Here is a 24,245-nt window from a genome sequence, read left to right as displayed (position 1 = left end):
CCGAGACGACACGCTGCCACCGGGTCTCCTTTCTCAACCCCTGCGATGCCAGGGGGTGAAGAAAACATCAAACAGGACTAGGGTTAACTTCCCGGGAAGAAAATTCCCGCAAAAAAATTGGGCCGAAGAGGGAGGAAACAATGACGAGGAATACACGCACTTCCGATCTCGTCGCGCCCAATTTCAATTTGTCGACTTTGAACAATTCACTGTTCGACTATCAATGGCATTTCGGAGCGCCGGACCAATATGGCGTCGTCAATCCGTGGTCGGTGCCACTGGTCGATGTCTGGCAGGAATACACGGGGGCCGGGGTGGTCGTCGGGATCATCGACGAGGGCTTCGATACCGGCCACGTCGATCTGGCGGGTCGTTTCGACCTCGACCTTTCCTATGATCCGCGCGACGGCGCGGGGAGCCGGGACATCAATCCGGACGATGCCGGCGACCTGCACGGGACCTGGGTTTCCGGGGTGATCGGCGCCGGCCAGTCGGGCGATACGGGGCTGGTCGGCGGCGCGCCCGAATCGACCATGGCCGGCTTCTACATCCGCTTCGGCGGCGACGGCTCGACGCTCGGCGAAATCGCCGACCTGCTGGCGCGCCAGGCTTCGGTCGACGTCAGCAACAGCAGCTGGGGCCTGGTCACGCCCTTCGGCGACAATTTCCGTGCCTCCTGGTTCGACGGTGTCGAGAGCGCGTTCGAGACCGCCCTGACCGAAGGGCGCGGCGGTCTCGGCACGGTCTTCGTCTTCTCGGCGGGCAACGACCGTCAATATGTCGAAGGCGACGCCAGCCTGGATGGCGACAACACCAATTACCACAGCTTCAGCAACCAGCGCGGCACCATCACGGTGGCGGCCAGCGACAAGCAGGGCCATGTCGCCAGTTTCTCGACACCCGGCGCCAGCATCCTGGTCGCCGCCCCGGGCACCTCGATCGCGACGACCCATGCCGACACCACGCAGCCGAACGCGCCGTCGGCCGATTATGTCTATGTCTCGGGCACGTCGTTCGCCGCGCCCATCGTCTCCAGCGTCGTCGCCCTGATGCTGGAGGCCAATCCGGACCTCGGCTATCGCGACGTCCAGGCCATCCTGGCGGCCAGCGCCAAGGGCATCGACCTGGACGGCGGCAGCTGGGAACGGAACGGCGCCACCACCTGGAACGGCGGCGGCTATCACGTCAGCCACGATTTCGGCTTCGGCCTGGTCGATGCCGTCGCCGCCGTCCGCCTGGCCGAGACCTGGACGCCCGACGGCGACCGGGCGTCGGAAGACATGCTGACCGTGCCCGTCGACGTCGGCGCCGCCGCCATTCCCGACCTGGGCGATCTGACCCTGACCGCGACGGTGGGGGCGGAGGCCGCGGGGGCCTTCACCATCGAATGGGTGGAGGTCGACCTGATCACGGATCATGATTTCGTCGGCGATCTCGTGGTCCATCTGATCTCGCCCGACGGCACGGACAGCGTGCTGGTCGATCGGCCGGGCGACGGCACGCTGGCGCAGTCGGGCCTGAACTTCACCTTTTCCACCAATCACCATTGGGGCGAAGCCCCGGCCGGCACCTGGAGCCTGGTGGTCGAGGACCAGGGCACCGGGGGCACGGGCTCGGTCCAGGCCTGGGCGCTGCATTTCTACGGCACCACGACGGGCGACGACGGTCTCTATGTCTTCACCGACGAATTCGCCGATTATGGCGCCAGCGCGCCGCCGCTCGCCGACGACGGCGGCACCGATACGCTGAACGTCGCCGCGCTCAGCGATGCGGTCACCGTCGACCTTCGGGACGGCCGCAGCAGCACCCTGGCAGGCCAGTCGCTCGCGCTGGCCGCGGGCACGGTGATCGAGAATGTCGTCGGCACCCATGGCGACGATCGCGTCATCGGCAATGGCGCCGACAACGGCTTCGAGGGCGGCCGGGGGCGCGACGTGCTCTATGGCTTCGGCGGCGACGACCATATCGCCGGCGGTCCCGGCGACGACCGGATTTCCGGCGGCGGCGGGGCCGACGCGATGGAGGGCGGCGAGGGCGCCGACCGCTTCTATGGCGGTGCCGGGAACGATTCGGCGACGGGCGGCGCGGGCCGGGACATCATCTACGGCGACGAGGACGACGATACGCTGTTCGGCGACGGCGAGCTCGACCGGCTCTACGGCGGCGACGGCAACGACATGCTCGACGGCGGCGACGACGTCGACCACCTCTATGGCGAAACGGGCGACGACCTGATCGTCGGCGGTCTCGGCGACGATCTGATCTATGGCGGCGACGGCGCCGATCGTCTGGAGGGCGGCGAAGGCCGCGACCGCCTCTATGGCGAGGCGGGGGGCGACGTCTTCGTCTATGAGGTGGGCGGGGGTATCGACCGGATCTTCGACTTCTCCGCCGCCGAGGGCGATACCATCGAATTCGCGGGCTTCGATTTCGCCGACGGGGAAACGATCCTCGATTTCGTCCGGGTGCGCGACGACGGTATCGTCATCGACCTGGGCGACGGCGACCGCCTGCTGGTGCAGGGCGAGATCGCGGCGGACCTCGGCCTCGTGTCGGACGTGACCGACCTGCTGGGGGTGGACGACTGGCTGCTGCTCGCCTGACCGCCGTCTGGTGGGCAGGCGCCGCGTCAGTCCGACGTGCCGGCGACGGCGGTCGCGGCCAGGGTCGGCGGCATCTTCAGGGCAATGCAGGAAACCGACTTCTGGCGCAGTTCGAGGCAGGTGCTGCGGGCGCCGTTCTCGGTCAGGCCGACGAAGCGCGCGCGGTAGATCGTGCCCTTGTCGTCGGTGCCCTGATGGATCGCCATGCGGACCTCGTCGAGCACGCCGGGCGCCAGACGGCTGGCGGTGCGCAGATGGTCCATGGCCGCGTCCTGGCGCCGGAAGGCACCGATCTGCACGCCCCATGTCTCGCCGGCGGCGGCGCGGGCGCGCGCTTCCATCAGTTGCGCGTCGAGCGTATTGGCCGCCACGGCCGCGGGCGCCGAGGTGCCTTGCGGGTCGGGGCGCGGCGTCGGCAGGACCGGCGCATCGGCAAGGGCCACGGTGGCGATCGCCGGTGGGGCCGGCGCGGGCGTTTCGGCGTAATCGGCCTCGGCCTCGTCTTCCTCGCCGCGGCTGATCTCGGCGATCTTGGCGTCGAGGGCGCCGACGGCGAGCGCGATGTCGGCCGGGGCCGGCTTCTGGGTGGGCAGGACCTCGGGCTCGACCGGCGCCAGGGCGACGGTGACGCGCGGCGTGCCGACGGAATCGGGCAGGATCACGCGGGCCTTGGCCACCAGTTCAGGCTTGGTCTCCAGCCGGACGAAGGCGGCGTCGAGAAGCTGGATCATGCGGTCGTCCCGCGACCGTGCCGAAGTGCCGCCGAAGATGGCGCCGACCAGATGGCGCCCGTTGCGCTCCACCGAGACCACGAGATTGAAGCCGGAGGCGCGGATATAGCCGGTCTTGATGCCGTTGGTGCCCTTGTAGCGGCCCAGCATGCGGTTGTGGTTGGTGATCACCTTGCCGCCGAAGCGCCACTTCTGGGTCGAGAACAGGTCGTAATAATCCGGATGGTCGCGCATCAGCGCGAGGCCGAGGCGGGCCATGTCGTAGGCCGTGGTCACCTGGGCCGGGTCCGGCAGGCCGTTGGCGTTGCGGAACAGCGTGTCGGTCATGCCGAGCTGATGGGCGCGGGCGGTCATGCGGGCGGCGAAGGCGTCCTCGCTGCCGGCGATCGCCTCGGCCAGGACGACGGACATGTCGTTGGCGGAAAGCGTGATCAGCGACATGATCGCGTTCTTCACGGTGATCGTCTGGCCCGGGCGCAGGCCCAGCTTCGTCGGCTCCCGCGAGGCGGCATTGGCGGAGACGGTCAGGCGCTGGTCCATGGTGAGGGCGCCCGCCTTGACCGCGTCGAGCGCCATGTAGATGGTCATCATCTTGGTCAGGGACGCCGGGTGGCGCTTGGCCGACGGGCTGTCTGACAGGATGACGTGGCCCGTCGTGGCGTCGATGACGACGGCGGAATAGGGAGCGCGGGCGAGGGCGGGACCGGCGGTGGCGGCGAGAGCGGCGGCCATGGCGGCCGCGAGCACGAGCAGCGGCGGCCGCGCGGAGCGGCGCCGGCCGCGATCACGCTGATTGTCACCATTCGACGTCATACGGGCCAAAGCCGACCAGACCCGTGAAAGCGCACCCCGCATCGGTTCGCCCCCGTTTCGTAATTGCCCGCCCCGACGATAAGGGCCGAGGCCGGGAATGTCCATGGAATCCGAAGGTTGTGGGATATTTTTGAGGATTGGACTCAAAGGGTGACGCCAAGTCGCCCTAATTTCGCCCGCTTGGCGTCGGAAAGCAGTCGGCGCATGCTCGCCACCGGTCGCGGGTATGACGGGGTCGAAGCGACGTCTTCGGGAATCTGGGAGTGCATCGAATGGCGAAATTTCGTGCCCGCGCCTGGCGCGCGGCCGTCCTCAGCACCGGTTTCGCGCTCGCCGGCTGCATGCCGAACGGGCCCGTTTCCGGGACCATGGCGCGGCTGCCGACCTGGTACCGCTATCTGTCGGGCGACGACGTCAGGCAGGCCTGCGCGGCGGGGGCGTCCGACCGCGTCCGTTTCGTCTACAATGCGGTCTGGCGCGAACAGGTGCGCGCCTATGAAGTCGCCTTCACGGACTATGGCGCCCGCATCGATCAATATGCCTGGGGGCCGGCCAGCATCCTGGCGTTCAGCCCGGAGGGGCCGCTGGTCGCGGCGGAGACGGCGAGCGTCGGCATCGATGCCGCCCGCACGGCCCGGCTGGAACGCGCCATGGACGCGTCGGACGTTGCGGGGCCGGCGCCGACCGGCACTTTCCTGCGTTCCGACAATTTCTACTGGATCGTCGCCGCCTGCCGGAACGGGCAGTTTCACTACAATGCCTTCCAGCAGGGCGACGGCCGGTTCGAGGCGTTGAGCTTTCCGCGCGAATTGTTCGACGCCGACCGGACCGGGGTCGCGGTGAACATGCCGCGCGGTCTCGACCTCCGGCCGGTCGCCCTCATAAAGCCCGGCGACGACAAGCCTTTCGTCGTGCAGGTGGGCGCGAACGGCCTGAACGTGGCGCGTTGGAACTGACGGTCGGCGGGAACGGGAAACGGCTGGGCGTCACGGCAATTTAGTCTTTCGTCTAATTTTTGCTGCGTTGCAACAATTCCCCTTGACTTTGTGTGGGTTCGGATCGACGCTGCCCTCATACCGCGTTGCAGCAACTTCGGTTGGCTCTGGACGGTGCCGGAGGTACCCGGCTCGGCGCCCCGCCGCATCCTTGGGGGCCGGGCCTGTCGGGGGGCCGGCCGGGGGATCCGGGACACGACGATGCCGCGATGCTGTTGCAAAACGCGATGCACTTTCGCATCGCCACGGCGGGCCGGCAGTCCGTTTGGCCGACCTGACCCATGAAGCACCCGCGAACGAGGGATCGACATGGCCACCAAAGCAAAGACCGCCAAACCGGAGACCACCGAAGTGACCGATACCGCTACCGAAACCATCAAGGCGACCACCGAACAGGTGAAGGGCAAGATCGACCAGGCCCTGAAGGCCTTCGAGGACGCCGGTTCCGTGTCGAAGGACACCTACGAGGCTTTCGTCTCGTCCTTCAACATCACCGCCAAGGGCATCGAAGGCGTGACCGCCGAATCGACCGCCTACGCCAAGAAGTCCTTCGAGGACCTGGTGGGCGTTTCCAAGGCCGTCGTCGGCGCCAAGAGCCTGCGCGAAGTCGTCGACCTGCAGAACGACTACACCAAGGCCGCCTTCGACGCCTTCCTCGCCTACACCAACAAGGTCGGCGAGATGACCGTTCAGTTCACCCAGGAGGCGATCGAGCCGGTTTCCGCCCAGCTCGGCACCGTCTTCAAGAAGTTTGCCCAGCCGGTCGCCTGATCGGCTGCTCGGCGAAGCGCCGGCTTGCGTATCATGGCCGGCGCAGTACCGTTGCGTATTTCGCGTTGACGTATTTCGAGTACCGATGCCGGCGCGGCCCTTCCGCGCCGGCATTCGTTTTTGCTTCGATCCCTTTTGGCATTCGCATTGCGGGACCCTGGGTTCCGGCGGGCGGCCGCAGGGAATACTTGTCAAGCGCCCGATTTGGCGCAGAATCATGACAGCGGATCCGCGGGACCGAACCGCCCTCTGATGAGCGGTTGGAAATCGTGGCGCGGCATCCCATCTCTTCGGCAACAAGATCGACCCGTAGCCTCGCGAATATGTGCAGCATGTCCGATTTCCGAATGACTCCGCCGATGGCCATGGCCGACGAAGACGACCACAACACGGGGCTTCTGACCGCGACGCGGCCGAAGACGGCGCGTCCCTCGATGTATCGCGTGCTGTTGCTGAACGACGACTACACCCCCATGGAATTCGTCATCCACGTGCTCGAGCGCTTTTTCCACAAGAATCGGGAAGAGGCGACACAGATCATGCTCCACGTCCATCAGAAGGGTATCGGCGTATGCGGTGTCTTCACCTATGAGGTGGCGGAGACGAAAGTGACCCAGGTGGTTGATTTCGCCCGTCGACACCAGCATCCCCTTCAATGCACCATGGAGAAGGAATAGGCGCGTCGGGCCTTCCGCCAGCTTGCGCGCCTTCCGGCCCCTCCGACGAGGGTCCGGGCCTCGTGACCGCCCGTTTGGCGGTCGGCGCAAAGTGGGAGGTGTGCCTTGCCGTCTTTTTCGCGCAGCCTCGAAAAGTCCCTGCACCGGGCCTTGGCGATCGCCAACGAGCGAAGCCACGAATTTGCGACCCTCGAACATCTTCTGCTGGCGCTCATCGACGATAGCGATGCCGCCAGCGTGATGCGGGCGTGCAATGTCGATCTCGACCTCTTGCGCCGCCAGCTCACCGGCTACATCGAGACCGAACTGGAAGGTCTCGTGGTCGAGGACGACGAGGACGCGAAACCCACCACCGGCTTCCAGCGCGTCATCCAGCGCGCGGTGATCCATGTCCAATCCTCCGGGCGCGATCAGGTGACCGGGGCCAATGTGCTCGTCGCCATCTTCGGCGAGCGCGAATCCCACGCCGCCTATTTCCTGCAGGAGCAGGACATGACCCGTCTGGACGCGGTCAGTTACATCAGCCACGGCGTCGCCAAGCGCCCGGGCATGGGCGAGACCCGCGCCGTGCGCGGCGCCGACGAGGAGGGCGGCGACAGCGGCGCCCAGCGCCGCCAGGGCGATGCCTCGGCCCCGCGGAAGGGCGAGGCGCTGGCGACCTATGCCGTCAACCTGAACCGCAAGGCGGCGGAAGGGCGGATCGATCCGGTCATCGGCCGCGAAGCCGAGATCGAGCGCACGGTGCAGATCCTGTGCCGGCGCCAGAAGAACAATCCCCTGCTGGTCGGCGATCCCGGCGTCGGCAAGACCGCGATTGCCGAGGGCCTCGCTCTCAAGATCGTCGAGGGCGACGTGCCCGAGGTCCTGCTGAATTCGGTGATCTATTCCCTCGACATGGGCACGCTGCTGGCGGGGACCCGCTATCGCGGCGATTTCGAGGAACGGCTGAAGGCGGTGATCGGCGAGATCGAGCAGACGCCGGGCGCCATCCTCTTCATCGACGAGATCCACACGGTGATCGGCGCCGGCGCCACCTCCGGCGGTTCGATGGATGCCTCCAACCTGCTGAAGCCGGCACTGGCGCAGGGCTCGCTGCGCTGCATCGGCTCGACCACCTACAAGGAGTTCCGCGCCTATTTCGAGAAGGATCGCGCCCTGCTGCGCCGGTTCCAGAAGATCGACGTGAACGAGCCGTCGCTGTCGGACGCGGTGAAGATCCTCAAGGGTCTCAAGCCCTATTTCGAGGAGCACCACCAGGTGCGTTACACCAATGACGCGATCAAGGCGGCGGTGGAGCTGGCGGCGAAATACATCAACGACCGCAAGCTGCCCGACAAGGCGATCGACGTGATCGACGAATCGGGGGCGGCCCAGATGCTGGTGCCGCCGGCGCGCCGGCGCAAGACCATCGGCGTGAAGGAGATCGAGGCGGTGGTGGCCAAGATCGCCCGCATCCCGCCGAAGTCGGTCTCCAAGGACGACAAGGCCCTGCTCGCCAACATGGAGCCGGAACTGCGCCGCGTGGTCTATGGCCAGGACGCGGCGATCACCGCGCTCTCGGCCTCGATCAAGCTGGCCCGCGCCGGCCTTCGCGAAGGGGAGAAGCCGATCGGCGCCTATCTCTTCTCGGGCCCGACCGGCGTCGGCAAGACCGAGGTGGCGCGCCAGCTCGCCAAGATCATGGGCGTCGAGCTGATCCGCTTCGACATGTCGGAATATATGGAACGCCACACGGTGTCGCGCCTGATCGGTGCCCCGCCGGGTTACGTAGGCTTCGACCAGGGCGGGCTGCTGACCGACGCCATCGACCAGCATCCCCATTGCGTGCTGCTGCTCGACGAGATCGAGAAGGCCCATCCGGACCTGTTCAACATCCTGTTGCAGGTGATGGACCACGGCAAGCTGACGGACCACAACGGCAAGAAGATCGACTTCCGCAACGTCGTCCTGATCATGACCACCAACGCCGGCGCGGCCGAGGCGGCGAAACCCGCCATCGGTTTCGGCAGGAGCCTGAACGAGGGCGCGGACGAGGATGCGATCAAGCGCATGTTCACGCCCGAGTTCCGCAACCGGCTGGACGCGGTGGTGCCCTTCTCGGGCCTGACGCCGGAGATCATCGGCAAGGTCGTCGACAAGTTCATCGCCGAGCTGGAATTCCAGCTCGCCGATCGCGGGGTGGAGATCACGGTCTCCCAGGCCGCGCGCAGCCATCTGGCCGAAACCGGCTTCGACGCCGCCTTTGGTGCCCGCCCGCTCGCCCGGGTGATCGCCGAGCGGATCAAGAAGCCGCTGGCGGACGATCTGCTGTTCGGCAAGCTGACCCGGGGCGGTTCGGTCCATGTCGACTTCAAGGACGGCCAGCTGGTCTTCGAAATCGAAGCCAACAAGCCGTCGCCGGCGGTCTCCGAGGACGACGGCGACGAGGAGCGCACGCCCGAACTGACCCATTGACCGGGGTAACCCACTGATCGGCCGTAAAAAGAGGGGCCGCCGCCGCCGGATTTGATCCAGATCAATTCCGGCGGCGGCGGCCCTTCGCATGATCGAAACCTGTCTTTCGGGAAGAACCTGTCATGCCTCACCTGCCGCTCTACTGGATCATGCTGGCCGACGCGCATGGCGCCCGCCTGCTTCAGGGGACCCGGCCCTTCACCGAACTCGAGGCCGTCGACGGCGGCTTCGTGCCGCCGCCTCGGAACCATCATTTCAGCCGCGAGATCGGCACAGACCAGCCCGGCCGCGCCTATTCGACCGCCGACGGCCGCCGCGCGGCGATCGAGCCGGCGGAGGATCCGCTGCGCGCCGAGGAACGCGCCTTCGCCGAGGATCTTGCGAAACAGCTCAACGATGCCGCCCGAGCCGGGCGCTACGACCGGCTGATCATCGCCGCCCCGCCCACCATGCTGGGCGACATCCGCAATGTCCTCGGCGCCAGCGCAAGGGCCCGGCTCAACGCCACCCTGAACAAGGATCTGGTGCAGGTGCCGACGGAAGAACTTTCGCCCCGCCTGCTCGCCGCCATCGGCTTCTGACCCCTCACGCCGTTTCCTCGGCGATCGTCGCCCCGGCCTCGATCCTGAGGTCGAAACTCGTGGCGCCCGCCCGCGTCAGGCGGCGCGCCAGATCGGCGCTGTGGGTGATGACCCAGACCTGCGAGAAGCGCGAGGCGGCCAGCACCAGGCCGGCCAGCGGCGCCATGAGATCGGGGTGCAGGCTCTGGTCCGGCTCGTTCAGGATCAGCAAGGGGCTCGGACGCGGGGACAGCAGGGCCGCGACCAGGCACAGATAGCGCAACGTCCCGTCCGACAGTTCCCGGGCCGAGAAGGCACGCTTGAACCCGGCCTGATGCAGGAAGAGGGCGAATTGCCCGTCCTGGATGTCGAGCGCCAGGCGCGCCCCGGGAAAAGCCTGGTCGATCGCCTGGGCCAGGGCGGCGGGATCGCCGATCTCGCGGATCGTCTGCAGGGCGGCGGCGAGGTCGCGGCCGTCCGCCGCCAGGACCGGCGTCCGTGTGCCGACCTGCGGAAGGCGCAGGGGCGAACCGCCATCGGTCCGGAAATGATGATAGAAGCGCCACCGCGCCAACACCGCCTGGGCCACGGCGACATCGGGATAGAGATGCGGTTCGCGCAATTGCGACAGGGCGGCTTCCTGCGGCTCCAGTTCGGCGGGATAGGTGGTGCGGCTTCGGGCGCCCCGTGCCGTCATCCAGGCCGTGGGCCCCTTCCGTTCGAGGAGCAGGTGGCCGCCGGCATCGCATAGGCGCTCCATCTTCACGTGCGGGTCGAGTTCGAAGGCGCCCTGGGGCGGCGGCGGCAGGCCGCAGGCGAGCGAAAAGGACCAATCGTCCGTCTCCACCTCGACCTCGAGGCGGCGGCGCTCGTCGCGCTTCCATGCGCCGGCCCAGAGCACGGAGGGCATGCCGCCCTCCTCGACGATGGTGGCGGCCATGGTGCCGCGCGCCGCCGCCGCGGCCAGGGTGAGGGCGCGGTAGAGGTTGGACTTGCCGGCGCCGTTCGCCCCCGTCACCACCGTCAACGCGCCGGGCGCGATCTCGACGTCGCGCAGCGAGCGGTAGTTCCGGATGCGAAAGCGCCGGATCAAGGCACTCACATGTCGGCGAGCGCGCCGCGCAACGCCTCGGCCTCGCGGGCCAGCATGGCGTGGTCGCCGGCCCGCTTGCCGTGTTCGGTGGAAAGCACACCATCGCCGGTCCGGCGCGGCAGGATATGCATGTGGAAATGAAACACGGTCTGGCCGGCGGCGACGCCGTTGGCCTGGAACAGATTCATGCCGTCCGGTCCCTGGCTCTTGGCGACCGCCAGCGCGACCCGGCGGGTGGCTGCCATCACCGGCCCCAGCAGGTCGTCCGGCATGGCCAGCAGGTCGGGATGATGATCCTTGGGGATCACCAGGACATGGCCGGGGCTGGCCGGGAAGATGTCCATGAAGGCGATGGTGTGTTCGTCCTCGTGGACCTTGTGGCAGGGCAATTCGCCCGCGACGATCTTGCAGAAGATGCATTCCGCATCGCGCGGCGGCAGCGGGCTCTTGGCCATGGATCAGCGACTCCCTTCGACGGCGGGGCCAGCCTAGCCAGCGCGCCGCGCCGGATCAATCGCGCGCCTCAACGGCCTTCTTCGTGGCGGTAGGGGGCGTGTTCGGAAAGCCAGTCCGACTCGTCCTCCACCGCCGCGCGTTCGCGTTCCAGATAGTCGGCGACGGCGCGGCGAAAGCCGGGATCGGCGATCCAATGCAGGGAATGGGTGGCGCGGGGGACATAGCCGCGCGCCAGCTTGTGCTCGCCCTGGGCGCCGGCCTCGACCCGCTTCAGGCCGCGCGCGATGGCGAATTCGATCGCCTGGTAATAGCAGACCTCGAAATGCAGGCAGGGGTGATCCTCGATGCAGCCCCAGTTGCGGCCGTAGAGCGTGTCCCGCCCGATCAGGTTCAGGGCGCCGGCGATCCAGCGCCCGTTCCGCCGCGCCATGACCAGAAGCACGCGGTCGCGCATGGTCTCGTGCAGACGCAGGAAGAAGTCGCGGTTCAGATAGGGCCTGCCCCATTTCATCGCGCCGGTCGAAAGATAGCAGCGCTCGAAGGCATGCCAGTGCTCGGGCGCCAGCGCGTCGCCGGTCAGGGCGTGGATCTCGATCGCGCCGTCGGCCAGCGCCTGGCGCCGTTCCTTGCGGATCTGCTTTCGCTTCCGCGACGAGAGCGCGGTGAGGAACGCCTCGAAGTCCGCGTAATCCGCATTGTCCCAATGGAACTGGCGGTCGGTGCGCTGCAGGAAGTCCTCGTCGGCCAGACGCCGCCATTCGCCCTCGGTCGCGAAGGTGACATGCAGGGACGAGAGCCCGTTGGAGCGTGCGAGATCGATGGCGGTCCTGGCCAGCAGCCGTTCCACCACGTCGCGCCCGGCGCCGGGCGCCACCAGGAAGCGGGGCCCGGTGACGGGGGTGAAGGGGACGCTGGCCTGGAGCTTCGGGTAATAGCGCCCGCCCGCGCGCTCATAGGCCTGGGCCCAGCCCTGGTCGAAGACATATTCGCCCTGGGAATGGCTCTTCAGATAGAGCGGCATGATGCCCATCACGTCGCCCGCGCCATCCCGAAGCACGAGGTGATGGGGCGCCCAGCCGGTCTCCCGCGAGGCGCAGCCCGAGTCCTCGAGGCAGGAGAAGAAGGCGTGGCAGACGAAGGGATTGTCGCCGCCGGCGCAGGCATCCCAGGCGGATGCCGGCACCAGATGGGCGCCCTGGGCGATCTCGATCCGAAGACCGTCGCCGTCCTCTTGCTTGCCGTTACGCTCGACCATGGGCAGAGGGTGACGTCACGGGGCCCGCTTGCCAAGGGCGATGGTGGGCATTTCCACGGCCGCGCGCGGCCCATGACGCAGCACCACCAGCGCAACGAGCACGATCGTGCCCAGTGCCAGCCACAATGCCGCTCGGAAGGCTTCGCCGAAGGCCGCGCGCCCCGCCTCGGCCAGGGCCTCGCCGGCGGTGCCGCCCAGGGCTTCGGCGGCGGCGAGCGTGGCGCCGATCGAGGCGCCCAGTTCCGTCGGCCCCTGGAAGGCGACGAGATAGGCGACGCCGAGCACGGACCCGAAGATCGCGACCCCGAGGCCGGTGCCGACCTCATAGGAGACCGATTCGATCGCCGCCGCCGCCCCCGCCCGGTCGGCCGGGGCCGCACTCATCATCGACGTGGTGGCCATGGACATGATGGCGCCATGGCCAAGGCCCAGCAGCACCATGGCGGCGCCGACACCGGCCATGCCGAAGCCGAGCAGCAGGGCATAGCCGAGACCGGCCAGGGCCAGCGCGCCGACTCCGAGCGCCCGAATGCCGAGACGCGTCAGCAGATAGCCGGAGGCCGGGCCGGCGACGGCGGCGGCGACATCGAGCGGCACGATGACCAGGCCGGCCGCCAGCGGCGACAGCCCGTCGACGAACTGCATCTGCTGCACGATCGCCAGCGCGAAGCCGATCAGGACCATGACCGGCCCGATCGCCATCAAGACGCCGATCGAGAAGCGGCGCAGGCGGAACAGGCGCAGGTCCAGCATAGGGGCGGGCGACCTCAACTGCCGGCGCACGAAGACGCCGAGCAGCACGACGCCGAGAGCGCCGGCCGCGCCGGTGAGGGCGGGGTCGCCGCCGCCCCGCGCGATCTCCTTGATCGCATAGACGACGCCGATCAGGCCCAATATGCCGGCAAGGGCGGTGAGGGGCTGCAGCGGCACGCTTTCGGGCTGCGGTTCGTTGCGCACCATGGGCGCGATGACGGCGATCGCGAAGAGGGTGATCGGCACATTCACCAGAAAGGCCGCGCCCCACCAGAAATGTTCCAGCAACAGGCCGCCGACGACCGGCCCCAGGGCGGAGCCGGCGGAGGCGACCGCACTCCAGACTCCGATGGCGATGCCGCGCTCGCGCGGGTCGGTGAAGATGCGGCGCACCAGGGCGAGGGTCGAGGGGATGATCATGCAGCCCCCGAGCGCCAGCCCGATGCGCGCGGCGATCAGCAGCGCGGGCGTCGGCGCGAAGGCGGCGAAGCCGGAGGCCGCTCCGAACAGGGCGAGCCCGGTCAGCAGCAGGTTGCGCTGACCGAAGCGATCGCCCATGGGCCCCGAAACCAGCACCAGCCCCGCCATGGTCAGGGGATAGATGTCCATGATCCACAGGATCTCCGTCGCGGTCGCGCCGAGATCGAGGGTCAGGGCGGGAATGGCGAGATAGAGCACCGTCGAATCGAGGGTCACAGGCAGGAAGGACAGGGTGACGGTGGCGAGGATCAGCCAGCGGCGGGGATCGGCGGTCATGGCCGGGTCTCCAGGGGGGCGAGGGCGCGCAGCGACAAGGCGATGAAGGCATCGGTGGCGCGGGCGAGATCGAATTCGGGCTCGATCGCCATGCGCCCGACGGCGCCGTCGAGAAGCGCGATGAGCCAGACCACGGTGGCATCGAGATCGAGATCGGCGCGCATGCCGCCCTCGGCGATGCCGCGCCGAAGGACGGCGAGGAAGCCGGCCTTGACCGCCGCGTCGTCCGCCTCGACCGCTCGGCGGACCTCCGGGTTGCGCGCGGTCTCCACCAGGATCTCGAGCCAGAGGCGGCCCTGATCCGGATCGCCCGCCTCGGCCCTGATGAAATGGGTGAGGAGACGGGCGAGGGCGCTTCGCGCGTCCGGTGCCGCCTGGGCGTCGGTGACGGCGCGCGCCACCTGCTCGCGCTGGGCGTCGGCGATGGCGCAGACGATGGCCGATTTCGACGGGAAATAGCGATAGAGATTGGCCGGCGTCACACCCGACCGCGCCGCGATCTCCGCCATGCCGGCGGCATGAAAGCCCCGTTCGGCGAAAAGGCTTCTGGCCGCCGCCAGGATGGCCTGGCGCCGCTCTTCCCGATTGTCTTCACGCTTGCCCATGATTGCACAAAAGAAAGTGAACGATCACCTTCGTTTTTAGCATGAAAAAAGGCGCCGGGGAAGAACCCCCCGGCGCCGGCCTCCGTCCCGAATTCAGGCCGCTTTGGCGCTGGGCAGGGAATGGCGGGCGATGGCCCAGGTGGTGGTGCCGAACTGGCGCGCCAGGGAGCCGCTGTTGTAGGGCAGGCCGTAGCGGTCGCACAGCGCGCGCACGCGGGGCGCCACTTGCGGGTAGCGGTTGCTGGGCATGTCGGGGAACAGGTGGTGTTCGATCTGGTGGCTCAGGTTGCCGGACAGAACGTGGAACAGCGGCCCGCCCTCGATGTTGCAGGAGCCGAGGAGCTGGCGCAGATACCAGCGCGCGCGCGTCTCGCCCTCGACGTCCGTTTCCGTGAAGACCTGGGAGCCTTCGGGGAAATGGCCGCAGAAGATGATGGCATAGGACCAGAGATTGCGGATCAGGTTGGCGACGGCATTGGCACCCGCGACATAGAGGAAGAAGGGCCCGGCCAGCAGCGGCCACAGGATGTAATCCTTGGCGCCCTGACGCGCGATCTTGCGCAGAATGCCGCGCATCAGGGGCATCGCTTCAGAGAGTTTCTTGTCGCCGGTGACGATGCGGTCGAATTCGACGTCGTGCAGCGCCACACCCCATTCGAAGAACACGGCCAGCAGCATGTTGTAGAGCATCTGCGGCACATATTTCGGGTGCCAGGGCTGGGCCGCGTTGACCCGCAGGATGCCGTAGCCGACGTCGCGGTCGCGCCCGATCACATTGGTCCAGGTGTGATGCATCACGTTGTGGGAATGCTTCCACTGGTCCGAAGGGCAGACCGAATCCCATTCCCACGAGCCGGAGTTGATCTCGGGATCGCGCAGCCAGTCCCACTGGGCGTGCATGACGTTGTGGCCGATCTCCATATTCTCCAGGATCTTGGCGAGGCCGAGCGAGAGGACGCCGAAGGCCATGGCCGCGCCGAAGGCCCACCAGGAGGCGAGCGCATGGCCCCATTCGGGCAGCAGGGCGAGGCTGGCGAAGATGCCGACGCGGCCGACCGCGGCCAGCCAGCGCTGGGTCTTGATGACGCGGCGGATGTAGCGGGCGTCGGCCTCGCCACGGTCGTTCATGACCTCTTCGTAGATGTCGTCGAGCTCGCGGCCGAAATCCTCGATCTCGCGGTCGGTCAGATGGACGGGCAGGGACATGTCGTGTTCCTCGGCGAAGATGGGGTCAGAGGGCGAGGGTGCAGTCGCCGGCGGCGGCGCAGACGCAGACCTGGATCTTCTCGCCCGGCTCGTCGAGCAGGGCGCCGGTGCGCAGGTCGCGCACGCAGCCGGAAACCAGTGTGGCGTCGCAGCCGTGGCAGATGCCCATGCGACAGCCGTGGGCGGGGTTGAGGCCCGCGTCCTCGGCGACGCGAAGCAGGGGGGTGGCGCCGTCCGCCGTGGCCGAACCGCCGCTGGTCGAGAAGGCGACGGTGCCGCCCCGCGCATCCGGGTCGGCCGGTGCCAGGGCGGCGCGGAAGCGTTCGACATGCAGGCGCCGCGCAAGGCCGGCGGCCTGCCAATGGGCCTCGACCGCGTCGAGCAGGCCGGCGGGGCCGCAACACCAGACGTCGCGCTCCCGCCAGTCGGGGCACAGCGCGTCGAGCTGGGCCGCGCCGAAATGGCGTTCGGCGCTGTCGGCGACGTCGCGGGTGTGGACTTCGTTCAGGCGATAGTGGGGGTACGTCGACGCCAGCTTCCGCATTTCATGGCCGAAGATCACGTCGTGGGCATGGGGAGCGTAATGGATGTGGACCACATCGGGCATGCGCTCACGCAGGGCCGCCGAGCGCAGCATGGCCATCACCGGCGTGATGCCGCTGCCCGCCGTGATGAACAGGGGGCGCGTGGGCATGGCGTCGGGCATGATGAAGTCGCCCTGGGGCAGGCCGACGGGCAGGAAGTCGCCGGGCCGTGCGTCGCGCACCAGATGGCGCGAGACGCGGCCGCCGGGGATCGCCTTCACCGTCACCGTGATGCAGCCGTCCGCCCGCTCCGGCGCCGAGCTGATGGAATAGGTGCGGGTGTGGCGCAGGCCGCCGCTCTCCACCCCCAGGCGGATGTATTGGCCGGCGCGATGGCTGCGCCAGCCGGCGCCGGGACGCAGCGTCAGGGTGCGGCTGTCCGCCGTCTCGTCCCAGACCGCCTCGATCCGCGCCTGCAGGCGGTGGGTGGTCCACAGCGGGTTCACCAGTTCGAGGTAATGGGACGCCTTCAGCGGCGTGAAGAACAGGCCGAGGACATCGTTCACGCGGGTCATCATTGGGGTGGCGGTCCGGGGCATGGCGCGTTTCCGTGAATGTGTTCGTCATTAAGTGAACATGTGTACACTTTACTTGGAATGATCCGCATGTCAACATGTGTTCACAAAAATTGGAGTGTGAGCATGGCTCGGCTTAGACGGCGCGACCGCGATGACGGCGCCGACACCCCCTCGGAAGCGCCCACGGAAAAGGGTCAGCGCACGCGGCGTGCCCTGGCGGATGCGGCCCTGTCCCTGTTGTCGGACGGGCGCGGCTTCGAAGCCCTCAGTCTTCGCGAGGTGACGCGCCGCGCCGGCGTGGTGCCGGCGGCCTTCTATCGCCATTTCAAGGATATGGAGGATCTGGGCCTGACGATCGTCGACGATTGCGGCCGGCTCCTGCGCGAGATGCTGCGCGAGGTGCGCCAGGCACGCCTGCCGACGGACGACACGGTGCGCCAGTCGGTGATGGTGTTCTGGATGTATGTCCGCGCCAACCCGCAGTATTTCCGCATCGCCGCCAATCGCTACGGCCGCAATTCGGCCATGGGGCGCGCCATCCGAGGGGAGGTGGACCTTTTCGTCGACGAGATGGCCAAGGACGTCCGGGCGCAGGGAACCGTCGACCATCTCTCGGAAGCGACGCTGCGCAACGTCTGTTCCCTCGTGGTCCACACCATGCTGAACGCCGCCGTCGACATCCTTGAAGCGACCGAGGCCGATCCCGCCGCCGCCCGCCGCCTGGTCGAGGATTTCGTGCAGCAGGTTCAGATCATCTTCATCGGCGCCAATGCCTGGCGCGATGCGATGCCGGAAGAGACGCCGGCCCCTTGATAACCCAGGGTGCGCCTTATCTCAGGGTGCGCCCTACCTCAGGGCGCGACCGGCCTTGGCCAGCAGCCGCATCGACAGGATCAGGTTGCGGCGGTCGACGGTGGCGCCGCCGGGCAGGAACGCCAGTTCTTCCTGGGGGCGGCCGTCGAAGGCGGCGACGATGGCCCGGGCGAGCGCGATTTCGTCCTCGGTCGGGGTGAATATGTCGCGCACGGCGGCGGCATCCTCGAGGGAGGTGACGATCTTGGCGTCGAAGCCCATGGCGCGGGCGCGGCGAAAGGCGTCCTGACGGGCATCGCCGATCAGGTCGCGGGCGACCGGGCCGTCGACCGCGAAGAGCCCATGACTTCGTGCCGCCATCAGTGCCATGGCGCGCGCATGGACGACCGGCGGGGCATCGTCGTCGCGCCGGCAGCCGAGCGCGCGGGAAAGATCGAACGGCCCCATGGTGAAACCGGCGAGCGGCACGGCGGCGCCGGTGATGCCGGCGAGATCGGTGAAGGCGGGCGGCGATTCCAGCACCGCGACCAGCGGCAGGGAGCGGTTCGCCGCCCGCGCCGCCGCATGGGCGGTTTCCAGTTCGGCCCCGGATTCGACCTTGGGCACCACCACCGCATCGACCCGGGGCAGGCCGGTGATCACCCGCATATCGTCGGCGAACCAGGGCGCGCGCACCGAATTGGTGCGGATGAAGACGGTGATCCGCGACGGCAGGGCGGCGATCCGGGGCGCGAGCAGGGCCCGGGCCGCATCCTTGTTCGCGGGCACGACCTCGTCCTCCAGATCCAGGATGACGGCATCGACCACATCCGCTCCGACCCTGGCCAGCAGGCTCTCGTTCTCGACGCTGGCGAAGAGGACGTTGCGCGGCGCGATCCGCGCCGAAGGCGCATGCTGTTCCATGGTCGTTTCCCCGTGCTTCTTCATGTCGGTGGCGGCGGGGCCGCGAGGTTCAGGGGCGAAAACCCTCGAAGATGATGTTGTCGGCATTGGCCGCGGCGCGCTTCCGGTCGGCGGGCGTGCGCACGGTCCAGGTCAGGGCGGGCAGGCCGGCGGCGCGGGCCCGGGCGACGGCGCGCTGGGGCAGGGCACGGACGTCATAGGCGATGAAATGGGGCCGGGTCAGGCGGTTGAACAGCATATGGGTCAGGAACCAGGCCTGCCAGGGTTTCACGCCGCCCTCGTCGTCCATCCGGTAGTCCATGGAGATCTGGCCCCGGGCGACCCGGGGGGCGTGGCGCCTGAACCAGCCGATCGACTGCGGATTGAAGGACTGCACGGCGAAGCGCCCGCGATAATTCTCGAGGACGGCGGCGGTCGCGGCTTCGAGGGGGCCGACCTTGCCGCGCGCCGCCTTCACCTCGATCAGAAGGGGTACCTTGCCATTGATGAGGCGCAGCACCTCGGCCAGGGTCGGGATGGTCTCAGCCGTGCCGGCCAGTTGCAGGTCGCGCAGATCGCCGCAGCGCCAGGTGTCGACCCGGCCGCTTTCGGGCGTCATGCGGTCCAGGGTGTCGTCGTGGAACACCATGGGCACGCCGTCGGCCGAGACCTGGATGTCGAATTCGATGGCATAGCCGGCGGCGGCCGCCGCCGCGAAGGCGGCACGGGAATTTTCGGGCACGCCGGCCGCCGCGTCGTGCAGCCCGCGATGAGCGACCGGCAGGTCGCGCAGCCACGCCATGGAATTCAAGATGTTCCCCCGCTTCGCGGCTCAGGCGATTTCGTAGATGGCTTCGACTTCGACCGCGGCGCCCAGCGGCAGGGCATTGGTGCCCACCGCCGAACGGGCGTGACGGCCCGCGTCCCCGAAGACCTTGACGAAGAGGTCGGAGGCGCCGTTGGCGACCTTCGGCTGATCGGCGAAATCATCGGCGCAGGCGATGAAGGCGACCAGTTTGACGACCCGCTTCACCCGGGAAAGATCGCCGCCCAGCGCGATCCTGGCCTGGGCGATCAGGTTGATGGCGCAGAGACGGGCCGCAGCCGCACCCTCGGCCGCATCCATGGTCACGCCCAGCTTGCCCTTGACCAGACCGTCGGCCCCAATGGGCAATTGGCCGGAAATGAACAGCATGTTGCCGGTGACGACGAAGGGCACGTAATTGGCGACCGGCGCGGCGGGCACCGGCAGGGTGATGCCCAGGCTTTCCAATCTGGCGTCGATGGCGTTGCTCATGTCGTCTTCCTCGTTACGGATCAGCCGGGACGGCCGATCGGCTGCTGCTGGGTGATGCAATGGACGTTGCCGCCGCCGAGCAGGATTTCGCGGCCCGGCACCGGGATCACCCGGCGGGTGGGGAACAGGCGCGCCACGATCTCCACCGCCGCCGCGTCGGTCTTCGGGTCGAGCAGGGGCAGCACGACGACGCCGTTTCCGATGTAGAAATTGGCGTAGGAGCCGGCGAGACGGTGTCCGCCGCCGCGTTCCATGCCGCCCTCGTCGTCGAGACCGCCGAAGTCGACGCTGGCGGCTTCCTCGGCGGTCGCGAACAGGGGGCCGGGGGCGGGCAGTTTCACCACTTCGATGCCGCGACCCTTGGCATCGCGGGCGTGCGACAGGCGGTCCAGGGCATCGCGGGAGATTTCATATTGCGGGTCGTCCCGGTCCTCGGTCCAGGTCAGGGCGACGACGCCGGGCTTAACATAGCACGCCAGATTGTCGATATGGCCGTCGGTCTCGTCCTCGAAGACGCCGGGGCCGAGCCAGATCACTGTCTCGACATTCAGATAGTCGCGCAGATGGCCCTCGATCTCGGCGCGGGAGAGATGGGGGTTGCGATTGGGGTTCAGCAGGCATTCCTCGGTGGTCAGCACCGTGCCCTCGCCGTCGACATGGATGGAGCCGCCTTCGAGGATCAGGGGGGCGCGATAGCGCGGCACCCGCTCCACCTCCAGGATCTTGGCGGCGACAAGATCGTCGAGGTCCGAGGGCGAATAGAGCCCGCCCCAGGCGTTGAAGCCCCAGTCGACACCGCGCAGCCGGCCCTTGTCGTCGGTAACGAATGTCGGGCCGGTGTCGCGGCACCATGAGTCATTGCTGCTCGCCTCGATTACGCGGATGTGGCGGGGCAATTGGCGCCTGGCGTTGACGAATTGCCGGCCCGACGCCAGCACGGTCACCGGCTCCCCTTCGGCGATGGCGCTCGCGACCGCGGCGAAGGCGTCCTGCGCCGGCTTCGCGCCGTCGCGCCAATTGTCCGGACGTTCGGGCCAGACCATCCAGCAGCCTTGATGGGGCTCGAATTCCCCCGGCATGCGGAAACCGTCGGCGCGGGGAGTCGAAGTCAGGGTCTCGGACATGAGGCACTCCAGGGCGGGCCCACATCCTGCCGTGCGATCAGCCGACCTTCAAGGTTCGCCCGTCTTCAACTTGCAAGGTGGATTTGGCAGACTGCGGCTTCGACCAAGGGAGTGCGAAGATGCGCAACGTGACGGTGGCCGCGACTCAGATGGCCTGCGACTGGGACCTGAAGGGCAATATCGCCCGGGCCGAGGCGCTGGTGCGCGAGGCGGCGGGCAGGGGCGCCCGGATCATCCTGATCCAGGAATTGTTCGAGACGCCCTATTTCTGCCAGGACCAGATCCACGATTATTTCGATCTGGCGCAGCCCTTCGCCGACAATCCGCTGATCGCCCATTTCGCCCGGCTGGCGGCGGAACTCGAGGTCGTGCTGCCCGTCTCCTATTTCGAGAAGGCGGGTCAGGCCTTCTTCAATTCCCTCGCCGTCGTGGATGCCGATGGCTCGGTGCTCGGCAATTACCGCAAGAGCCATATTCCGGACGGGCCGGGCTATACCGAGAAATTCTATTTCTCCCCCGGCGATACCGGGTTCCGGGTCTGGGATACGCGCTTTGCCCGGATCGGCGTCGGCATCTGCTGGGATCAATGGTTCCCGGAGACGGCGCGCGCCATGGCCCTGATGGGGGCGGAAGTGCTGTTCTACCCGACCGCCATCGGCACCGAACCCCACGACAAGTCCCTCGATTCGTCGGGCCATTGGCAGCGGGTGATGCAGGGCCATGCGGGCGCCAATGTCACGCCGCTGGTCGCCTCCAACCGGATCGGCACGGAGCCCGGCAAGCACGGGACGGAGATCACCTTCTACGGCTCCTCCTTCATCGCCGATCCGACCGGCGCCAAGATTGCCGAGGCGGACCGCAAGACCGAGACGGTGCTGACCGCCACCTTCGATCTCGATGCGGTGGCGCATCAAAGACGGTCCTGGGGCGTGTTCCGCGACCGCCGGCCGGAACTCTACGATCCGTTGCTGTCATTGGACGGCGAGAACCCGCATATCGCCAGCGGTTACTGAGCCCTCTCTTAAGCGTCATCCCGGCGCAGGCCGGGACCTCGTGACGAGAAGGCGCTGTTCCGGTGGAAGGCCCCGGCCTTCGCCGGGGCGACGAGATTTATGTCTTGGGCAGATGCTCGGCCATCCAGGCGCTGGACGGCAGGTTGACGAGGCGGGCGACGATTTCCGTCGCAACCGGGAAATTGCCGGTACGCGGCGTGTCGCGGAAGGCGGGCAGGTCGTGCATGGGGATCCAGGCCGGGCGGGTGTCGATGCCCGCTTCGTTGGTTTCCTCCAGCACCCGGTCGCGCATGCGCTCGTCCGTCACCAGGGCGGCGTTCAGCCAGAAGATGCTGCGGTCGCCCGCGGGCTCGTCGACGAAGCGGACACCCCTGAGGCCCGACAGGCGTTCGCGGTAGAAGTCGGCGAGGCGGCGCTTGCCCTCGATCATTTCGTCCAGGCGTTCGAGCTGGGCGAGGCCGAGCGCCGCGTTCAGGTTGGGCAGGCGATAGTTGAAGCCCACTTCGTCATGCATGAACTGCCAGGCATGGCGCAACCGCGCCGTGGTGGTCAGATGCTTCAGGCGCTGCGCCAGGGGTTCGTCGTCGGTCACGATCATGCCGCCGCCGCCGCAGGTGACGATCTTGTTGCCGTTGAAGGAGAAGGTGCCGATCAGCCCGACACCGCCGCAGGGCCGGCCCCGGTGCAACGTGCCTAGCGCCTCGCTCGCATCCTCCACCATGGGCAGGCCGTGGTCGGCGGCGACCTCCCCGAGGGCGGTCAGGTCGGCGGCATGGCCGAACAGATGAACCGGCAGGATCGCCGCCACCCGGCGGTCGTCGAGATAGACCCCGCCCGCGCGGCGCACGGTGCGCTTCGCCAGGAAATTGGCGAGGCCGGCGGCATCGAGGCCGAGGGTCTCCGCCTCGCTGTCGGCGAGCAGCGGGCTCGCGCCGCAATAGGCGATCGCGTTGGCGGAAGCGACGAAGGTCAGCGTCGGGCAGACCACGAGATCGCCCGGGCCGACGCCGAGGGCATGGAGACTGGCGTGCAGGGCCGCCGTGCCGTTCACCGTGGCGACGGCGAAGCGGGTGCCGGCGCGGGCCGCCATGGCCGCCTCGAAGGCATCGACATAGGAGCCGACGGAAGAGACCCAGCCGGTATCCAGGCAATCCTTCACGTAATCCCATTCGCGGCCCTGGAACACGGGGCTATGCAGCGGGACATGGCCTTCGAGCTTCAGATCCTCGCGGATGATCTCGCCGAGCCGCCGGCTCAAGGGATGCATGGGGTGCCTCAGATGTTGTATTGGCCGGTCTTGTAGCGGCCGAGGTTGGCGGGATCGCGGAACCATTCGACCGTGCGCGCCAGACCTTCGCGTAAAGTCACCTGCGGCCCCCAGCCGAGCAGGCGGCGCGCCTTGTCGTTGGACGCCCACAGCCGTTCGACCTCCGAGAGGGCGGGGCGGAAGCGCTGGTCGTCGGACTGGATTTCGATCTCGGTGCCGATCACCTCGGCGATCAGGCGCGCGGTATCGCCGATGGAGATTTCGGCGTCGCTGCCGAAATTCACCACCTCGCCCGAAATCCCGCTGTCGGCGAGCGCGATGAAGCCCGCGACCGTGTCGCCGACATAGTTGAAATCCCGGGTCGGATGGGTGGCGCCCAGCTTGATCCGGCGCTGGCCGGCCAGGACCTGGGTGATGATGGTCGGGATCACGGCACGGGCCGACTGGCGAGGGCCATAAGTATTGAAGGGGCGTGCCACCGCGACCGGCAGGCCGAAACTGGCATGGAACGAAAGGGCGAGTTGGTCGGCGCCGATCTTGGTCGCCGAATAGGGCGACTGGCCCTGAAGCGGATGGTCCTCGGTGATCGGCACGAAGCGCGCGGTGCCATAGACTTCGCTGGTCGAGGTATGGACGATGCGCCGGACGCCGAGGTCGCGGGCGGCCTGAAGCACGTTCAGGGTGCCGGTGATATTGGTGTCCACATAGGCGCCGGGGGAATGATAGCTGAAGGGAATGGCGATCAGGGCCGCGAGGTGCAGGACCGTGTCGACTCCCTTCATCGCCTCGCGCACGCCGTGGCCGTCGCGGATGTCACCGGCGAAGACGTCGAATTTTCCGGCGACGTCGGGTGCCGCCTGATCCAGCCAGCCCCAGGAATTGAAGGAATTGTAGAAGACGAAGGCGCGGACATCGCGGCCTTGACGGACCAGGGTCTCAACCAGATGGGAGCCGATGAAGCCGTCGGCGCCGGTGACCAGTATCTTGCCCGTCATGGTGGTTCGTCTCCTTGTCGGCGC

At 67.9% G+C, this 24,245-nt stretch carries 22 protein-coding genes; 8 read left to right on the top strand and 14 right to left on the bottom strand.

Translation table 11 applies throughout. From position 1 onward, the window contains the following. The first annotated feature begins 140 nt into the window (after positions 1-140). Positions 141-2,603, top strand: coding sequence for a S8 family serine peptidase (locus L2U69_RS13290; RefSeq protein ID WP_236107593.1), 2,463 nt, complete (start codon positions 141-143; stop codon positions 2,601-2,603). Positions 2,604-2,629: 26 nt separating this feature from the next. Here the strand turns inward: L2U69_RS13290 and L2U69_RS13285 are convergent, their stop codons facing one another. After that, positions 2,630-4,147, bottom strand: a complete 1,518-nt coding sequence (locus L2U69_RS13285) for a D-alanyl-D-alanine carboxypeptidase family protein (protein ID WP_236107592.1) — start codon at positions 4,145-4,147, stop codon at positions 2,630-2,632. Positions 4,148-4,419: 272 nt separating this feature from the next. Between L2U69_RS13285 and L2U69_RS13280 the strand changes: the two genes are divergently transcribed. From L2U69_RS13280 to L2U69_RS13260, 5 genes are all read left to right on the top strand, one after another. Beyond that, complete coding sequence (locus L2U69_RS13280; RefSeq protein ID WP_236107591.1) at positions 4,420-5,103, top strand: hypothetical protein; 684 nt, start codon at positions 4,420-4,422, stop codon at positions 5,101-5,103. A gap of 348 nt (positions 5,104-5,451) precedes the next feature. Further along, positions 5,452-5,913: a phasin family protein gene (locus tag L2U69_RS13275; protein WP_236107590.1), complete on the top strand. Its 462-nt coding sequence runs from the start codon at positions 5,452-5,454 to the stop codon at positions 5,911-5,913. Positions 5,914-6,272: 359 nt separating this feature from the next. Further along, complete coding sequence (clpS, locus tag L2U69_RS13270; RefSeq protein ID WP_408065816.1) at positions 6,273-6,590, top strand: ATP-dependent Clp protease adapter ClpS; 318 nt, start codon at positions 6,273-6,275, stop codon at positions 6,588-6,590. A gap of 105 nt (positions 6,591-6,695) precedes the next feature. Beyond that, the gene (gene clpA / locus L2U69_RS13265) at positions 6,696-9,044 is read left to right on the top strand and encodes an ATP-dependent Clp protease ATP-binding subunit ClpA (protein WP_236107588.1); all 2,349 of its coding nucleotides are present in this window, start codon (positions 6,696-6,698) and stop codon (positions 9,042-9,044) included. 122 nt (positions 9,045-9,166) lie between these two features. Continuing rightward, entirely contained in the window at positions 9,167-9,625 is a 459-nt protein-coding gene (locus L2U69_RS13260) for a host attachment protein (RefSeq protein ID WP_236107587.1), read from the top strand. 4 nt (positions 9,626-9,629) lie between these two features. Here L2U69_RS13260 and L2U69_RS13255 read toward each other — a convergent pair whose 3' ends face one another. From L2U69_RS13255 to L2U69_RS13225, 7 genes are all read right to left on the bottom strand, one after another. Then, complete coding sequence (locus tag L2U69_RS13255; protein WP_236107586.1) at positions 9,630-10,697, bottom strand: AAA family ATPase; 1,068 nt, start codon at positions 10,695-10,697, stop codon at positions 9,630-9,632. A gap of 5 nt (positions 10,698-10,702) precedes the next feature. Then, a complete protein-coding gene (locus tag L2U69_RS13250) occupies positions 10,703-11,152 on the bottom strand; it encodes an HIT family protein (RefSeq protein WP_236107585.1) in 450 nt (149 codons plus the stop codon). A 68-nt stretch (positions 11,153-11,220) separates the two neighbouring features. Then, positions 11,221-12,408 carry a GNAT family N-acetyltransferase gene (locus L2U69_RS13245; RefSeq protein WP_236107584.1) on the bottom strand — a complete coding sequence of 396 codons (1,188 nt, stop codon included), beginning with the start codon at positions 12,406-12,408 and terminating at the stop codon, positions 11,221-11,223. A 15-nt stretch (positions 12,409-12,423) separates the two neighbouring features. After that, on the bottom strand, positions 12,424-13,917 hold the full coding sequence (locus L2U69_RS13240; RefSeq protein WP_236107583.1) for an MFS transporter: 1,494 nt from the start codon (positions 13,915-13,917) through the stop codon (positions 12,424-12,426). Continuing rightward, positions 13,914-14,522, bottom strand: a complete 609-nt coding sequence (locus L2U69_RS13235) for a TetR/AcrR family transcriptional regulator (RefSeq protein WP_236107582.1) — start codon at positions 14,520-14,522, stop codon at positions 13,914-13,916. The genes L2U69_RS13240 and L2U69_RS13235 overlap by 4 nt, the downstream gene beginning before the upstream one ends. Before the next feature lie 93 nt (positions 14,523-14,615). Continuing rightward, positions 14,616-15,728 carry a fatty acid desaturase family protein gene (locus L2U69_RS13230; RefSeq protein WP_236107581.1) on the bottom strand — a complete coding sequence of 371 codons (1,113 nt, stop codon included), beginning with the start codon at positions 15,726-15,728 and terminating at the stop codon, positions 14,616-14,618. 25 nt (positions 15,729-15,753) lie between these two features. Continuing rightward, positions 15,754-16,851 (bottom strand): ferredoxin reductase, encoded by a 1,098-nt coding sequence (locus L2U69_RS13225; RefSeq protein ID WP_236107580.1) that lies wholly within the window; start codon positions 16,849-16,851, stop codon positions 15,754-15,756. Positions 16,852-16,953: 102 nt separating this feature from the next. Between L2U69_RS13225 and L2U69_RS13220 the strand changes: the two genes are divergently transcribed. Next, positions 16,954-17,643 carry a TetR family transcriptional regulator gene (locus L2U69_RS13220; RefSeq protein WP_236107579.1) on the top strand — a complete coding sequence of 230 codons (690 nt, stop codon included), beginning with the start codon at positions 16,954-16,956 and terminating at the stop codon, positions 17,641-17,643. Between the two features lie 33 nt (positions 17,644-17,676). On the opposite strand, the gene L2U69_RS13215 is transcribed toward L2U69_RS13220, so the two are convergent. From L2U69_RS13215 to aguA, 4 genes are read right to left on the bottom strand one after another with little or no spacing between them, the layout of a single operon-like run. Then, positions 17,677-18,546, bottom strand: a complete 870-nt coding sequence (locus tag L2U69_RS13215; protein ID WP_236107578.1) for an HpcH/HpaI aldolase/citrate lyase family protein — start codon at positions 18,544-18,546, stop codon at positions 17,677-17,679. A gap of 49 nt (positions 18,547-18,595) precedes the next feature. Further along, the gene (locus L2U69_RS13210) at positions 18,596-19,327 is read right to left on the bottom strand and encodes a glycerophosphodiester phosphodiesterase family protein (RefSeq protein ID WP_236107664.1); all 732 of its coding nucleotides are present in this window, start codon (positions 19,325-19,327) and stop codon (positions 18,596-18,598) included. Positions 19,328-19,357: 30 nt separating this feature from the next. After that, complete coding sequence (locus tag L2U69_RS13205) at positions 19,358-19,822, bottom strand: RidA family protein (protein WP_236107577.1); 465 nt, start codon at positions 19,820-19,822, stop codon at positions 19,358-19,360. A 20-nt stretch (positions 19,823-19,842) separates the two neighbouring features. After that, positions 19,843-20,946 carry an agmatine deiminase gene (gene aguA, locus L2U69_RS13200; protein WP_236107576.1) on the bottom strand — a complete coding sequence of 368 codons (1,104 nt, stop codon included), beginning with the start codon at positions 20,944-20,946 and terminating at the stop codon, positions 19,843-19,845. 119 nt (positions 20,947-21,065) lie between these two features. Here aguA and aguB point away from each other — a divergent pair, with 119 nt between their 5' ends. After that, positions 21,066-21,959: an N-carbamoylputrescine amidase gene (gene aguB, locus L2U69_RS13195; protein ID WP_236107575.1), complete on the top strand. Its 894-nt coding sequence runs from the start codon at positions 21,066-21,068 to the stop codon at positions 21,957-21,959. 97 nt (positions 21,960-22,056) lie between these two features. On the opposite strand, the gene L2U69_RS13190 is transcribed toward aguB, so the two are convergent. Further along, a complete protein-coding gene (locus L2U69_RS13190) occupies positions 22,057-23,226 on the bottom strand; it encodes a LegC family aminotransferase (protein ID WP_236107574.1) in 1,170 nt (389 codons plus the stop codon). 8 nt (positions 23,227-23,234) lie between these two features. Beyond that, a complete protein-coding gene (locus tag L2U69_RS13185) occupies positions 23,235-24,221 on the bottom strand; it encodes an NAD-dependent 4,6-dehydratase LegB (RefSeq protein WP_236107573.1) in 987 nt (328 codons plus the stop codon). Positions 24,222-24,245 lie beyond the last annotated feature (24 nt).

It is taken from the genome of Zavarzinia marina (assembly GCF_021568905.1).
Lineage (GTDB): Bacteria > Pseudomonadota > Alphaproteobacteria > Zavarziniales > Zavarziniaceae > Zavarzinia > Zavarzinia marina.
This window is presented reverse-complemented; position numbering and strand designations above follow the sequence as displayed.

Bases quoted from the DNA above. Each gene is read 5' to 3' on its own strand.
- L2U69_RS13290 (WP_236107593.1), top strand. From the start codon at position 141: ATGACGAGGAATACACGCACTTCCGATCTCGTCGCGCCCAATTTCAAT.
- L2U69_RS13285 (WP_236107592.1), bottom strand. From the start codon at position 4,147: ATGACGTCGAATGGTGACAATCAGCGTGATCGCGGCCGGCGCCGCTCC.
- L2U69_RS13280 (WP_236107591.1), top strand. From the start codon at position 4,420: ATGGCGAAATTTCGTGCCCGCGCCTGGCGCGCGGCCGTCCTCAGCACC.
- L2U69_RS13275 (WP_236107590.1), top strand. From the start codon at position 5,452: ATGGCCACCAAAGCAAAGACCGCCAAACCGGAGACCACCGAAGTGACC.
- clpS (WP_408065816.1), top strand. From the start codon at position 6,273: ATGGCCATGGCCGACGAAGACGACCACAACACGGGGCTTCTGACCGCG.
- L2U69_RS13260 (WP_236107587.1), top strand. From the start codon at position 9,167: ATGCCTCACCTGCCGCTCTACTGGATCATGCTGGCCGACGCGCATGGC.
- L2U69_RS13250 (WP_236107585.1), bottom strand. From the start codon at position 11,152: ATGGCCAAGAGCCCGCTGCCGCCGCGCGATGCGGAATGCATCTTCTGC.
- L2U69_RS13245 (WP_236107584.1), bottom strand. From the start codon at position 12,408: ATGGTCGAGCGTAACGGCAAGCAAGAGGACGGCGACGGTCTTCGGATC.
- L2U69_RS13240 (WP_236107583.1), bottom strand. From the start codon at position 13,917: ATGACCGCCGATCCCCGCCGCTGGCTGATCCTCGCCACCGTCACCCTG.
- L2U69_RS13235 (WP_236107582.1), bottom strand. From the start codon at position 14,522: ATGGGCAAGCGTGAAGACAATCGGGAAGAGCGGCGCCAGGCCATCCTG.
- L2U69_RS13230 (WP_236107581.1), bottom strand. From the start codon at position 15,728: ATGTCCCTGCCCGTCCATCTGACCGACCGCGAGATCGAGGATTTCGGC.
- L2U69_RS13225 (WP_236107580.1), bottom strand. From the start codon at position 16,851: ATGCCCCGGACCGCCACCCCAATGATGACCCGCGTGAACGATGTCCTC.
- L2U69_RS13220 (WP_236107579.1), top strand. From the start codon at position 16,954: ATGGCTCGGCTTAGACGGCGCGACCGCGATGACGGCGCCGACACCCCC.
- L2U69_RS13215 (WP_236107578.1), bottom strand. From the start codon at position 18,546: ATGGAACAGCATGCGCCTTCGGCGCGGATCGCGCCGCGCAACGTCCTC.
- L2U69_RS13210 (WP_236107664.1), bottom strand. From the start codon at position 19,327: ATGGCGTGGCTGCGCGACCTGCCGGTCGCTCATCGCGGGCTGCACGAC.
- L2U69_RS13205 (WP_236107577.1), bottom strand. From the start codon at position 19,822: ATGAGCAACGCCATCGACGCCAGATTGGAAAGCCTGGGCATCACCCTG.
- aguA (WP_236107576.1), bottom strand. From the start codon at position 20,946: ATGTCCGAGACCCTGACTTCGACTCCCCGCGCCGACGGTTTCCGCATG.
- aguB (WP_236107575.1), top strand. From the start codon at position 21,066: ATGCGCAACGTGACGGTGGCCGCGACTCAGATGGCCTGCGACTGGGAC.
- L2U69_RS13190 (WP_236107574.1), bottom strand. From the start codon at position 23,226: ATGCATCCCTTGAGCCGGCGGCTCGGCGAGATCATCCGCGAGGATCTG.
- L2U69_RS13185 (WP_236107573.1), bottom strand. From the start codon at position 24,221: ATGACGGGCAAGATACTGGTCACCGGCGCCGACGGCTTCATCGGCTCC.